This window comes from Pseudomonas sp. NFR02 (assembly GCF_900119375.1).
Lineage (GTDB): Bacteria > Pseudomonadota > Gammaproteobacteria > Pseudomonadales > Pseudomonadaceae > Aquipseudomonas > Aquipseudomonas paracarnis.
In genome coordinates this window covers 1-13,677 of record NZ_FPJJ01000001.1, presented here as the reverse complement: position 1 = coordinate 13,677, position 13,677 = coordinate 1, and the positions used below count along the sequence as shown (strand labels likewise).

Annotated in this window: 13 protein-coding genes; 2 read left to right on the top strand and 11 right to left on the bottom strand. The window is 60.3% G+C overall.

Annotated features, from left to right (window positions below; translation table 11 throughout):
• Positions 1-145 precede the first annotated feature (145 nt).
• From BT199_RS00065 to BT199_RS00035, 7 genes are all read right to left on the bottom strand, one after another.
• A complete protein-coding gene (locus BT199_RS00065; protein WP_014719533.1) occupies positions 146-637 on the bottom strand; it encodes a hypothetical protein in 492 nt (163 codons plus the stop codon).
• 94 nt (positions 638-731) lie between these two features.
• Entirely contained in the window at positions 732-2,171 is a 1,440-nt protein-coding gene (locus BT199_RS00060) for an aminotransferase-like domain-containing protein (RefSeq protein ID WP_003193472.1), read from the bottom strand.
• Between the two features lie 264 nt (positions 2,172-2,435).
• Positions 2,436-3,248 carry an OmpA family protein gene (locus BT199_RS00055; RefSeq protein ID WP_019820595.1) on the bottom strand — a complete coding sequence of 271 codons (813 nt, stop codon included), beginning with the start codon at positions 3,246-3,248 and terminating at the stop codon, positions 2,436-2,438.
• Positions 3,245-3,607, bottom strand: a complete 363-nt coding sequence (locus BT199_RS00050) for a DUF4398 domain-containing protein (protein ID WP_072433642.1) — start codon at positions 3,605-3,607, stop codon at positions 3,245-3,247. Before BT199_RS00050 ends, BT199_RS00055 begins: the two co-directional genes overlap by 4 nt.
• Positions 3,608-3,616: 9 nt before the next feature.
• Positions 3,617-4,432: a substrate-binding periplasmic protein gene (locus tag BT199_RS00045; RefSeq protein WP_072433641.1), complete on the bottom strand. Its 816-nt coding sequence runs from the start codon at positions 4,430-4,432 to the stop codon at positions 3,617-3,619.
• Positions 4,433-4,595: 163 nt separating this feature from the next.
• Positions 4,596-5,525 (bottom strand): electron transfer flavoprotein subunit alpha/FixB family protein, encoded by a 930-nt coding sequence (locus BT199_RS00040; RefSeq protein ID WP_034120769.1) that lies wholly within the window; start codon positions 5,523-5,525, stop codon positions 4,596-4,598.
• A gap of 2 nt (positions 5,526-5,527) precedes the next feature.
• Positions 5,528-6,277 carry an electron transfer flavoprotein subunit beta/FixA family protein gene (locus BT199_RS00035; RefSeq protein ID WP_014719538.1) on the bottom strand — a complete coding sequence of 250 codons (750 nt, stop codon included), beginning with the start codon at positions 6,275-6,277 and terminating at the stop codon, positions 5,528-5,530.
• Positions 6,278-6,792: 515 nt separating this feature from the next.
• Between BT199_RS00035 and BT199_RS00030 the strand changes: the two genes are divergently transcribed.
• Positions 6,793-8,457, top strand: a complete 1,665-nt coding sequence (locus BT199_RS00030) for an electron transfer flavoprotein-ubiquinone oxidoreductase (RefSeq protein WP_020301874.1) — start codon at positions 6,793-6,795, stop codon at positions 8,455-8,457.
• Between the two features lie 168 nt (positions 8,458-8,625).
• Here BT199_RS00030 and BT199_RS00025 read toward each other — a convergent pair whose 3' ends face one another.
• Positions 8,626-9,519, bottom strand: coding sequence for an AraC family transcriptional regulator (locus tag BT199_RS00025; RefSeq protein ID WP_003193483.1), 894 nt, complete (start codon positions 9,517-9,519; stop codon positions 8,626-8,628).
• A gap of 181 nt (positions 9,520-9,700) precedes the next feature.
• Here BT199_RS00025 and BT199_RS00020 point away from each other — a divergent pair, with 181 nt between their 5' ends.
• Complete coding sequence (locus BT199_RS00020) at positions 9,701-10,753, top strand: NAD(P)-dependent alcohol dehydrogenase (protein ID WP_014719540.1); 1,053 nt, start codon at positions 9,701-9,703, stop codon at positions 10,751-10,753.
• Here the strand turns inward: BT199_RS00020 and BT199_RS00015 are convergent, their stop codons facing one another.
• The 3 genes from BT199_RS00015 to BT199_RS00005 form a co-directional block, all read right to left on the bottom strand.
• Positions 10,754-11,557, bottom strand: a complete 804-nt coding sequence (locus tag BT199_RS00015) for an IclR family transcriptional regulator (RefSeq protein WP_038451219.1) — start codon at positions 11,555-11,557, stop codon at positions 10,754-10,756.
• A 181-nt stretch (positions 11,558-11,738) separates the two neighbouring features.
• Positions 11,739-12,704 (bottom strand): L-arabinose ABC transporter permease AraH, encoded by a 966-nt coding sequence (gene araH / locus BT199_RS00010; RefSeq protein WP_014719542.1) that lies wholly within the window; start codon positions 12,702-12,704, stop codon positions 11,739-11,741.
• 22 nt (positions 12,705-12,726) lie between these two features.
• Positions 12,727-13,677 (bottom strand): ATP-binding cassette domain-containing protein (locus BT199_RS00005; RefSeq protein ID WP_139271587.1); only part of this gene is annotated, 951 nt, incomplete at its 5' end.

The following is a 13,677-nucleotide window of genomic DNA, read 5'->3' as shown; positions in this document are numbered from 1 at the left end:
CGACTCAATAGGGATGGCCGGGCTAGAGTACGCCCTTAAACAGACGTTTTAAAATGGCCCAACAGGGGTTTTTCGCACAAAACAAAAGTGACCGACCAGTCTGCGACAGATGGTCGGCGACCTGGGTCACCTGTGGTGCGAAAGTTTATTGCTTGAATTCGAAATCCAGCGCAGCGCCTTCAACATCACGGCGCTCTTCGTTACGCAGTTGCAGCTTCATCTCATTGCTGAGCAAGCGGCCGTTGATCTGAAACGCGCTGTTGTCGGTGGGCTTTTCGCCAAACATTGGCGGCAGCAAGGGCACACTCTTGGGCTTGGGCATGGTACCGATGGGTTGCAAGTGCCTGACCATGTCCGAAGGCAGGGACAGGTCCAACTGTGCCGGTGGCAGTTTGGTCTGGGCGACTTCATGGGCCGACTTGGACTTGCTCGCCACGGGTGCACGCTTTTTGGTCGAGGCGGCTTTCTTTTGTGCGGCGGGGGCTTTTTTCGCAGGCGCTGGCTGCTTGGCTGAGGTCTTTTGCTCGGCACCGACAGCAGGCTTGCCTTCAGCCACCGGCGCTGCAGCCAGTACGCTCCCGGCATTGCACAGGCTCAGCAGACCAAGCATCAACGTAACGCGAAAAATAGAAGTCATATCGCCAACAGCATTAACGGCAGAAGGCCATATGCTCGCTTGTTGTGCGCGGCATGACAAGGGCACAGATCAGTCTTGTGCCCTTTTGCTCGCCTCAAAAACCCGCTGCGGCCTCCTGGCACAGCTGGCTGGCAAGCATTCCCAGGGTCATCAACGCCCTCTCCGCCTCACGGTTCCACGGCGTGCCGCAATTGAGGCGAATACAGTGGTTGAACTGTTCGGTATTACTGAAAATCAGCCCTGGCGCAATGCTGATGCCTTGTTGCAGGGCACGCACATGCAGTTCCTGAGTATTGACCCGCCCCGGCAAACTGACCCACAAGATAAAGCCGCCGGTCGGGCGGGTCATCTGGGTGCCTTCGGGGAAATACTGCTGCACCGCCAATTGGAAGGCACTGAGGTTCTTGCGGTATTCCTGGCGGATGTAGCGCAAATGACGGTCGTAGCCACCGTTTTCCAGATAGGCCGCGACGCCCATCTGCGTGACGCTGCAAGCAGAATGCGTGCTGAACATCTGCAGGCGCTGGATTTCCTGCTGGTACTTGCCGGCAATCATCCAACCAATGCGCACGCCCGGCGACAAGGTCTTGGAAAAGCTTGAGCAATAGATTACCCGGTCGAGGCGGTCGTAGGCCTTGAGGGCTTTGGTGCGGCCGAGTTCGAACATCAACTCGCCGTAAATGTCATCTTCGACGATCTGGATATCGAAGTCCGAGGCCAGGCGCAGCAACTGTTTCTGCCGCTCCTCCGGCATGGTGCCGCCCAGCGGATTACTCAGGCGCGTGGTCAACACCAGCGCCTTGATCGACCATTGGTTGGCGGCCAGTTGCAGGGCTTCCAGGCTCATGCCTGTGGCGGGGTCGCTGGGGATCTCGATCACCTTGAGGCCCAGCAGATCAGCCAATTGCAGCAGGCCGTAATAGGTGGGTGATTCAGCCGCGATCAGGTCGCCAGGGCGCGTCAGCACGCGCAACGACATTTGCAATGCATCGACACAGCCGTGGGTGATCACCACTTCGGAAGGGTCCACCACCACGCCCGCATCGCGCATACGGATCGCCACCTGGCGCCGCAATGGTTCAAAGCCAGGGCTGAACATGTAGCTGAAGGCCCGTGGGCTCTGGAAACGCGTGACCTTGGCCAACTGCTGATGCAGTGCCCGCACCGGCAGGTAGTCGACACTCGGCACCGCCGCGCCCAAGGGAAACACCCCTTCGCGGCGCGACTCGACCAGCACCTGCTGGATGATACTGCTACGGGTGACCAACCCTGGGCGCTCGACCCGTGCGATATCAGGCGTAGGCGCCGTGAGTGCTGGCGTCTGGTGCACGTAATAGCCCGACTGCGGCCGCGCCCGGATCAGCCCCTGGTCTTCCAGGTTGGCGTAGGCCTGCAGCACCGTGGCATGGCTCACATTGAGCTGGGAACTCATCTTGCGCACCGACGGCACGCGCTCCCCCGGTTGGTAGACACCGCGCCGGATGTCCTCAGCCAGTTGCTGGGCAATACGTTGGTAAAGCAACAGATTGGTCATGACGCAGCACTCGATTTCACGGGTATTTTATTTTTGTGTGAAACATACCGGCACAGTTTAGAAGTGTACGGGGACAGTTGCCACAATAGTCGAGCGCGGGCGGGAGTGACAGTAAAAACTGCGGGGGAGCTGGGGTGGGCATCGCCGAAACGAAATGTGGGAGCGGGCTTGCCCGCGAAAGCGGTGTGTCAATCAGTACATTCGGTACTGAGCCACCGCATTCGCGGGCAAGCCCGCTCCCACAATTTGGATCTGCGTCAGACTTTAGCGTGCTGCGCCCAATTGGCCCTTCTCGTCAGAGAACACAATTTCCACTCGGCGATTCTGTGCACGACCACGCTCGGAGGCATTGGCTTCCACCGGGTATTGGTCGCCATAACCCTCGACCTCGATGCGCTTGTCATCAATACCCAGGTCCATCAACAGATCGGCCACCGATTGAGCACGGTCGCGGGACAGTTTCAGGTTTTCCTGCTCGCCACCGGTGTTGTCGGTGTAGCCCTCGATGCGCACCCGACGCTTGGGGTTCAGTTGCAGGAATTGCACGATCTTGAGCACCGTGCGGTTGGCCGAGTTCTGCAGTTCAGCTTCGCCAGTGTCGAACAGTACGTCCCCCAGGGTCATCACCAGGCCACGATCGGTCTGGGTGGTGAGGCTGGCGATTTGCGCTTCAACCCACTTGCCCTGCTGTTGCACGCTGGCCAGCTTGTTTTCGCGCAAGGCCAGTTGCAGGCGCTGACGCTCCAACTCCAGTTGAGTGCCGCGTTCGGCATTCAGGCCCTGCTGGGTGTGCTCTCGGGCGATGGCGCTGTAACGCTGGCTCAGGTAAGCGTAATGCACCACATCCGCGCCGCTGCCCCAGTAGCTGGACAGGCGATCGGCGCGGGCCAGGGACTCGCCGGCGCGGATCACGTCCTTGGGGGCGAAGCGCAGTACGTTGGCGTCTTCCTTGACTTTTTGAAAGTCATCGCCGGCCTGCTGCAACGCCTGCTCGCTCGTGGGTTGGCTGGCACAGCCGCCCAAGGCCGCGCCGCCCAGCAGCAGTACACAGCTCAAACTACGGATCATCGGGCTCATTGTGCGTCTCCCAACTGCAGTTGCTTACGCAGGCGAGTGATACGGGTATTGAGCACGTTCAATTGTTCCTGGCTCTTGCCGGTCAGCACTTTGGCCTCGGCCAGGCGCGCGTCCAACTCAGCCTGCTCGGCGCGCATACGCGCACGTTTGTAGGATTGGTCGGCCATGTTGCCCTTGGCCCGGGCGAATTTTTCTTCGGCCAGCTTCAGTTCGGGGGATTCATCGGTGTTGGCCCCGACCGCGGTGGCTTGTTCCAAGGCTTGCTGGGTCAGGCGCATTTGTTCGATCGGCGCAGGATCGGTTGCGCATCCCGCCAGCGCGACAACGGCAAGGGCCGCGAAAAGAGCTCGAAAAGTCACTGTAAATCCCTACTTTGTTGGGGTGCCGACAGGTTGTTGCAGTTGCGCTTTCCAACGCTCCAGATTGCGCTGCAGCGCGGCTTGAGCGGCACCGGAGGCGGGCAATTCTGTCATCTTTTTAGTCAGCTGTCCGCGAAGCCAAGGATCATTGCAGGCCGAGTTGTGGGAAATCGCCAGGTACAGGCCAGGCTGATCGACAGGCACCGCATGGGCCACCAGGTCATTACTCATGCCCAGGGTCTGGGCCATGGCCATGCCGGAATAGCGCCCGGCCAGCACGTAGTCCACCTCACCCAACAGCAGTTTCTGGAAGGCCGGCGTCAAGTTGGGCAGGCGTTGCAGGTTGAGTTGCTGGCTGGCGAAGGTTTCGAACTCCGCGCTCAAGCGCGCACGTTCCGAGACTGCGCCTTTGTGGCCGTGCAAATCGGCGGCGGTGGAATAGACCACGGCTGAATCCTTGCGCGTCCATACCAGGTAGTCGGTCTGCATCAGCGCCGGATGGATGTAGTCGAAGTGGTCCAGCTCACCCAGATTCAGCGGTGCGTCGGCGAGAATGTCCATGCGCCCGCTACGCGCTTCATCCAGGGCCAGGGAGCGTTTGCCACCGTAGAGCAGGTCGATTTTCAGCCCGAGGTCCTTGCCCACTTGTTGCAGCACGTCAGCGGTCGCGCCGATCAGGTGGGTAGGGTCCTGGGGGTCACGCCAGAGTAATGGCGGCGCGTCCGGGCTGCCGGTGATCACCAGGCGCTCGCACTTGCCGGCAGCGAGCGTCTGGCTCGGCACCAGCGCAAGGCCCAGCAGTACGGTCCAAGGGCGCAGTTCCATGGCATGTTCCTCCGTAAAGTTCTTTCTCGCGAAAACGTCAACGATAACGCGTGCTTTCTGAATAAATGCGGCGCCTGGGAATTTTTCGCGAGCAAGCTCGCTCCTACAGGGAATAAAAAAACCCGGTCATAAGACCGGGCTCTTTATAAGTGAAGCGGCTGGATTAGACCAGCTTCTCCAATTCAGGTACGGCTTCGAACAAGTCCGCCACCAGGCCATAATCGGCTACCTGGAAGATCGGCGCTTCTTCGTCCTTGTTGATCGCAACGATCACCTTGGAATCTTTCATACCGGCCAAGTGCTGGATAGCGCCGGAGATACCGACGGCGATGTACAGCTGTGGCGCAACGATCTTGCCGGTCTGGCCGACCTGCATGTCGTTGGGTACAAAGCCTGCGTCGACAGCAGCGCGGGAAGCGCCGACCGCAGCACCCAGCTTGTCGGCCAGGGCGTACAGGTGTTTGAAGTTGTCACCGTTCTGCATGCCACGACCGCCCGAAACGACGATCTTGGCAGCGGTCAGTTCAGGACGGTCCGACTTGGCCAGCTCTTCGCCGACAAAGCTGGAAGTGCCAGCGTCGTGGGCAGCGGAGACGGCTTCAACGGCAGCCGAGCCACCTTCGGCAGCAACCGGGTCGAAACCGGTGGCGCGCACGGTGATGACCTTGACCGAGGCGTTGGACTGCACGGTAGCGATGGCGTTACCGGCGTAGATCGGGCGCTTGAAGGTGTCGGCGCTTTCTACCGAGATGATCTCGGAGATCTGGTCAACGTCCAGCTGCGCGGCAACGCGTGGCAGGATGTTTTTGCCGTTGGAGGTAGCGGCGGCCAGGATGTGGCTGTAGCCAGCGCCAAGCTCGGCGACCAGCGGTGCAACGTTTTCCGGCAGCTGATGCGCATAAGCGGCATTGTCAGCGTTCAGGACTTTGCTCACGCCTGCGATTTTTGCAGCCGCTTCAGCCACGGCGCCAGCGCCCTGACCAGCAACCAGCACGTGGATATCCCCACCGATTTTAGCGGCAGCGGCCACGGTGTTCAGGGTGGCCGGGGCCAGTACCTTGTTGTCGTGTTCAGCGATTACCAAGATAGTCATGATTAGATTACCTTCGCTTCGTTTTTCAGTTTCTCGACCAGTTCAGCCACCGACTTGACCTTGATGCCCGCGCTGCGTGCAGCCGGCGCTTCGACTTTGACGGTCTTGTTGGTAGAGGCGGTGGAAACGCCCAAAGCGTCCGGAGTCAGCGTCTCCAGAGGCTTCTTCTTGGCTTTCATGATGTTTGGCAGGGACGCATAACGCGGCTCGTTCAAACGCAGGTCGGTGGTGACGATGGCCGGCAGTTTCAGGGAAACCGTCTGCGCGCCGCCGTCGATTTCACGGGTAACCGCAACGCTGTCGCCGCTCACTTCGACTTTCGAAGCGAAGGTGCCCTGGCCGTAACCGGTCAGTGCAGCCAGCATCTGGCCAGTCTGGTTGTTGTCGCTGTCGATGGCTTGTTTGCCCAGGATCACCAGCTGAGGCTGTTCCTTGTCGACAACGGCCTTGAGCAGTTTGGCAACGGCCAGGGAGGTCAGCTCTTCAGCAGACTCCACCAGAATGGCGCGGTCGGCGCCCAGGGCCAGAGCGGTACGCAACTGCTCTTGGGCAGTGGTCGGCCCGATGGACACCACGACGATTTCCGTCGCCACGCCTTTCTCTTTCAGGCGTACGGCTTCTTCCACAGCGATTTCGCAGAAAGGGTTCATCGACATCTTGACGTTAGCAAGGTCGACGCCGGAATTGTCCGCCTTGACGCGAACTTTCACGTTGTAATCGACAACGCGTTTGACAGCTACAAGAACCTTCATGGATTCCTCGTTACTCTCCGGTGAAAAGAAAGTCGCCTAGGCGAACCTGGCGGTTGATGCTCATCGGCACACAAGGGCACCTCCAAAGACCTCGGCAGTGGCCTTGCACACGGGAAATGACGACCGTTCGTCAGTGGTGACTGAGAGGTCATTCTTTATCGCGGCGTGTAAACTGCGCTCCAACGTTGGGGGGCGCATCACCTTTATTGCCTTCAGCCTGTCTTTGGACGTGCTCTTGAAACCTGCAGTCTGCCTACGGGAAGCGCAAAACCGACCGTATCTTGACCGGAACGCCTATTCTGGTCAATACGGCAAAATGGTCAGTCATAAGCCCCGTTGCTTTGATTTATCTAGGCTGCAGGCAATTCAAACAAACGTTTGTATTGGACGCTGTCAGTGGTCTATATATAATGCGCCACCTAGAGAGACAGGTGGGTGCTGCCTTCGCGCAGAACCACACCGAACCTCCACCCATTAGAAAAAAAGCCTGTTGAGCCTTGAGTAGGAGATAGCCTGTGGAACGCGAATACATGGAATTCGACGTGGTCATCGTCGGCGCTGGCCCGGCTGGCCTGTCTGCCGCCTGCCGACTGAAGCAGAAGGCCGCCGAAGCCGGTAAGGAAATCAGCGTCTGCGTGGTCGAGAAAGGCTCCGAAGTCGGCGCCCACATCCTCTCCGGTGCCGTGTTTGAACCCCGTGCCCTGAACGAATTGTTCCCGGACTGGAAAGCACTCGGCGCCCCGCTCAACACCCCGGTGGTGCGCGATGACATCTATGTACTGCGCAGCCCGGAAGCCTCCACCAAGGTGCCCGACTTCTTTGTGCCCAAGACCATGCACAACGAAGGCAACTACATCATTTCCCTGGGCAACCTGTGCCGCTGGCTGGCCCAGCAGGCCGAGAACCTGGGCGTGGAAATCTACCCAGGCTTCGCCGCCCAGGAAGCGCTGTTCGACGAGAACGGCGTGGTACGCGGCATCATCACCGGCGACCTTGGCGTTGACCGTGAAGGCAAGCCAAAAGACGGCCTGTACACCCCGGGCATGGAACTGCGTGGCAAGTACACGCTGTTCGCCGAAGGCTGCCGTGGCCACATCGGTAAGCAACTGATCCAGCGCTTCAACCTGGACAGCGACGCCGACGCCCAGCACTACGGCATCGGTCTGAAGGAAATCTGGGAAATCGACCCAGCCAAGCACCAGCCGGGCCTGGTGGTGCACACCGCCGGTTGGCCGCTGGACATCATGGGTAACGAGAACACCGGTGGCTCGTTCCTCTATCACCTGGAAAACAACCAGGTGGTGGTCGGCCTGATCGTCGACCTGTCCTACAGCAACACCTTCCTGTCGCCGTTCGATGAGTTCCAGCGCCTCAAGCACCACCCGGTGCTGGCCCAGTACCTGGAAGGCGGCAAGCGGGTCAGCTACGGCGCCCGCGCGATCTGCAAAGGTGGCCTGAATTCGCTGCCGAAGATGGTCTTCAAGGGTGGCGCGCTGATCGGTTGCGATCTGGGCACCCTGAACTTCGCCAAGATCAAAGGCAGCCATACCGCGATGAAGTCCGGCATGCTCGCCGCCGACGCCGTGGCCGACCGCCTGTTTGCCGAATCCGAGGGCGGCGACGAACTGACCGCGTATGTCGACAGCTTCAAAGCCAGCTGGCTGTATGAGGAACTGTTCGCCAGCCGCAATTTCGGCCCGGCCGTGCACAAGTTCGGCGCAATCATTGGCGGCGGTTTCAACTGGCTCGACCAGAACATTTTCGGCGGCAAGATCCCTTTCACCCTGCACGACACCAAGCCGGACTACGCCTGCCTGAAGCTGGCCAAAGACAGCCAGAAGATCGACTACCCCAAACCCGACGGCAAGTTGAGCTTCGACAAGCTGAGCTCGGTGTTCATCTCTGGCACCAACCATGAAGAAGAGCAGCCGTGCCACTTGAAGCTCAAAGACCCAAGCATCCCGATCGGCACCAACCTGCCGCTCTACGATGAACCGGCGCAGCGCTACTGCCCGGCTGGCGTGTATGAAGTGGTGACCAAGGAAGACGGCGAGAAGCGCTTCCAGATCAACGCCCAGAACTGCGTGCACTGCAAGACCTGTGACATCAAGGACCCTTCGCAGAACATCACCTGGGTGACACCGGAAGGTGCGGGTGGGCCGACTTACCCGAATATGTAAGTCGTTCGCTTAACCCAAAAAGGCTCCCGAGATGGGAGCCTTTTTTGTGGGCGACATCGATCAAAATGTGGGCGCTGGCTTGCCTGCGATGGCGGCCTTCAGGTGCCAAATGTATGGCTGACCCACCGTTATCGCAGGCAAGCCAGCTCCCACAATGACCTCGTGGTGTCAGGCGGCACGCTCTTCACCTGGGTTGCGCAGGAAATAGCGTTTGTACTCCCGGCTGAACTGCGACGTACTCTGGTACCCCACCTTGTGCGCCGCCTGCGCCACACTCATGCCTTCCACCAGCAGCAACTGCTGGGCCTTCAATAACCGCAAGCGCTTGAGGTACTGCACCGGTGACAACAAGGTGCAGCGTTTGAAATGCTCATGAAAGGTCGAGGCACTCATGTGCGCAAATCCGGCCAACGTCTCGATATTCAGCGGCTCGGCGTAATGGGCATGCAGGTGATTCAATGAGGTGGCGATGCGCGAAAACTGCCCCTGTTGTTCCACCAGCGCACGCAACACATCCGCCTGAGGCCCACGCAAGGCGGTGAACAACAATTCGCGCACCCGCGCCGGGCCCATGATCCGGCTTTCCAGCGGATCGTGCAGGCACTGCAACAACCGCTCGACGCAGCCACGCATCGCATCGTCCAGCACCACCGAACTCATCGATTCCAAGGTCTGCGCGGTCGGCGGTGGCCCGGCCTGCATGCCCATGGCAATCACCAACTCGCCCAACACCACGCGGTCGATGCCTACCGTCACGCCATACAGCGGCGCCTCGGGGGCCATGGCAAAGGTCTCGCATTCGAACGGCACCGGCATCGCCTGGATCAGGTAATGCCCGGCGCCATACTCCAGCGTGCGGGGGCCAAGGTAGGCGACTTTGCTGCCCTGGGCCACGAACATCAGGCTTGGCTCATAGATCTGCGGCCCACGCGCCACATCGCAACTGGCGCGCAGCACCTGCACACCGGGCAAGTGAGTCGGGGAAAAACCGTCGCGGGGCGTGAGCCCTTCGATCAAGGCAACCAGCGTGGCATTGGCGTCCAAATGGCGGGTCAACAGCATGGCAAAAAACTTCGCGAATAAGGGATGACAGCATCATCGCAGGTCTGGCGGCCAATATATCCAAACCTCAGGCACTGCCGGACGAATAGGCATGAGACTCGGAGCATTTGCCATGTTCGCGCCCCCAGGCCGACGCGCAGAATTCGCCACCTCTGCAGTCCAAGCTTTTGTGAGGTTTACTATGTACACCGCCATCGGTTACGCCGCCCAGTCGGCCACCACGCCCCTCGCCCCGATGTCATTTGAACGCCGCAGCCCGCGCGTCGATGACGTGGCCATCGAGATTCTCTACTGCGGCGTGTGCCACTCCGATATCCACCAGGCTCGCAACGAGTGGGGCATCGCCGTGTACCCGTTGATGCCGGGCCACGAAATTGTCGGCAAGGTCACCGCCGTCGGCGCCAATGTGACTGCCCATAAAGTCGGCGACCTGGTGGGCGTAGGCTGCATGGTGGACTCGTGCCGTCACTGCGAAGCCTGCCAATCGGACCTTGAGCAATACTGCCTCGAGGGCCCGACCATGACCTATGCCACGCCGGACCGCGTGGATGGCAGCAACACCATGGGCGGTTACTCCGACAGCATCGTGGTCAGCGAACATTTCGTGGTGAAGATCCCGGCCAAGCTCGACCTGGCCAGCGCTGCGCCGATCCTGTGTGCAGGTATCACCACTTACTCGCCGCTCAAGCACTACGGCGTGAAAGCCGGCGATAAAGTCGGGATCCTCGGCATGGGTGGTCTGGGCCACATGGGCATCAAGTTCGCCAAGGCCATGGGCGCCGAAGTGACGCTGTTCACGCGTTCGGCGAGCAAGGCCGAGGAAGGCCGTCGCCAGGGCGCCGACCATGTGATCGTGTCCACTGATGCCGAGCAGATGAAAGCTGCTGCCGGGCACTTCGACTTCCTGCTCGACACCATCCCGGTGCAGCACGACCTGAACCCCTACCTCGATGTGCTGCGCTTTGACGGCGTGCATATCCTGGTCGGCCTGATCGAGCCGGTGGACCCGCCCGTCAATGCCGCCAAGCTGGTATTGGGCCGTAAAGTCTTGGCCGGCTCGCTGATCGGCGGCATTGCCGAAACCCAGGAAGTCCTGGATTTCTGCGCCGAGCACAACATCACCTGCGACATCGAGATGCTCGACATCCGGCAGATCAACGAAGCTTACGCACGCATGATTGCCGGTGATGTGAAGTACCGCTTTGTCATCGACATGGCAAGCCTCAAAGCCTGATCAGGCCTTGGCGCCCAACTCCGCTGACAGCCGGGCTGCGACCTGTTTGATCACAGGAATCAGCTCGGCCATTTTCTCCAGCGGCATGTAGGGCACCGTACTGGCGATGCTGATGCCGGCGACGATGCGCCCGCTGGCATCGCGCACCGGTGCGGCCACGCAGCGGATCGAAGGCTCGTTGTCTTCGAGGTCAAACGCGTAGCCACCCTCGACATACTCATGCATGCGCTGTTCGAACTGCGCCCAGGATTGCTCCGGGTGCTGCGGCCATTGCAGGCTTTTGCCCGCCGTCGGCAAGCTCTCCTCGTACAAGCGCTGCCACTCCTGCGGCGAGTCATCCAGCATCAACGCCTTGCCGATACCGGTGCGCGCCAACGGCATGCGATGGCCGACCCGCGAGCGCATTTCCGGCCCATTGCGGCCGGGGTTCTTGTGCAGGTAAAGCACCTCGTCGTACTCACGAATCGCCAGGTGAATGGTATCGCCGGTCAGCGCCGACAATTCATCCAGGTAAGGCACCGCCAGGTTCACCAAGGGCAACTCTTCACGGGCCTGGAACCCTAACTCGATCAGCTTGGGCCCCAGCAGATAACCGATCTGGGGCACCACACGCAGGTAACGCTCGTCCACCAGGCAACTGGCCAGGCGGTGCGTCGTGCTGCGCGTGGTGCCAATGCGCCGGGCGATCTCCTTGAGATCCCGCGCACCAGCCGCCACCGCTTGCACCACCCCCAAGCCGCGCAACAGGGTCTGGGTGCCGGTGGGGGCGGCGTCTTTGACGGGGGTGGGGGCGTTTTCCTGCATATCGGGCCTATAAGTATGAAAGCGGGGGCATTATGGCAAATACCGCCCTCCTGAACACAGAAGATCCAAGGTGGGAGCTGGCTTGCCTGCGATGGCGGTGGGTCAATTAAAGATGGGCTGGCTGACACACCGCTATCGCAGGCAAGCCAGCTCCCACAGTTTGATCTTCACAGGGCGAACATCAGCGTTGCTTCATGCGGTCGATGATGACGGCCAGCAAGAGGATCGAGCCACGAATCACATATTGATAAAAGGTATCGATGTTCTTCAGGTTCATCGCATTCTCGATGATCGCCAGAATCAACACCCCGGCAATCACATGGCGGATCATGCCAATGCCGCCGCTCAACGACACACCGCCCAGCACACAGGCCGAAATCACGGTCAGCTCGAACCCCTGGCCAATCATCGGCTGGCCCGAGGTCATGCGTGACGCGAGGATCACCCCGGCCAAGGCGCCGATCAAACCGTGCACGGCAAAGATGATGATCTTGGTGCGATCGACATTCACCCCCGCGAGTAACGCGGCTTCCTGGTTGCCGCCAATGGCCATAGTGTTGCGCCCGTAAGTGGTGTAATTGAGCAACCAGCCAAAGAACACAAAGCACAGCACGGTGATGATGATCGGCACCGGCACGCCCAGCAGCTGGCCGTTGCCGAACACGAAGAACCCTTCATTCATCACCCCCACCGCCTTGCCGTTGGAGAAGATGTAGGCCAGTCCGCGCACGATCTGCATGGTCGCCAAGGTGGCAATCAACGCGTTGATGCGCAGCTTGGCGATCACAATGCCGTTGATCAGCCCTACCACCAGGCCCATGGCCAAGGCTGCCGACACGCCGAGTGCCACGCTGTCGGTGTCGCGCATCACGATGCCCGCCACCACCCCGGCACAGGCGATCACCGAACCCACCGACAAGTCGAAGTGCCCCGACGCCAGGCAGAACAGCATGGTGCAGGCGGCGATGCCCACGGTGGAAATCGCCAGACCGAGGCCGCGCATGTTCAACGGAGACAGGAAGTTATCGATGAACACCGCGCTGAGCACAAAAATGCCCAGCGCCGCCAACAGCATCACCCAATCATCGAGAAATTTGCGCTGATTGAAACCTGGCCAGAAGCCCTTTGCTGTTTTTACCTCAGACATAGCCAAACCCTCTTATTCTTGTTCAAGCCCGCGACTGTGGCAGCGCCAGTTGCAGCAGGCGCGCTTCATCCGCTTGGGCGCGGGGTAACTCACCGGTCAAGGCGCCTTCACTCATCACCAGGATGCGGTCGCAGATGCCCATCACCTCCATCAGGTCGCTGGACACCACAATCACCGCAATGCCGCTGGCCGCCAGGTTATGGATGATCTGGTAGATCTCCGACTTGGCGCCGATGTCGATACCGCGAGTGGGTTCGTCGAGCAGCAACACCTTCATCGGCATCGACAGCCAGCGGCCAAGAATGGCTTTCTGTTGGTTGCCGCCGGACAGGTACAGGATCTTCTGCGCCGCGTTCGGCGTTTTGACCCGCATCGCCTGGATCTGTCGGTCGGCGTTGCCTTTCTCCCAGCCTTCGCGCAACAGCCAGCCAAAGGTGGAATGGGCACCACGGGCGCTGATGTTGATGTTTTCAGCGACGCTGCCCAGCGGGATGATGCCCTCTTTCTTGCGATCCTCCGGACACAGCAATACCCCGGCGGCGATGGCGTCCCGGGGTGAGCGCAGTTGCAGCGCGTGCCCGCACAGTTCCAGGCTGCCGGCACTGGCGCGCTCTAACCCACTGAGCAGGCGAAACAGCTCGGTACGCCCCGCGCCCACCAGCCCGAACAGGCCCAGGATCTCGCCCTTGCGCACCTGGAAACTGATCGGTTCACGCAGGCCAGGACCGAGCAAGCCGTCCACCTTGAGCGCCACTTCGCCTTGCTCTCGCGGGCGGTAATCGTAGATGTCCTGAATATCGCGACCGACCATGCAAGTCACCAACTGGTCGTGGGTCAGCGTGCTCATGTCCTCGAAGGTGCGCACGTAGCGGCCGTCCTTGAACACCGTCACTGCGTCACAGATACGGAACACTTCTTCCATACGGTGCGACACGTAGAGCACCACTTTGCCCTCGTCGCGCAGGCGCGTGAT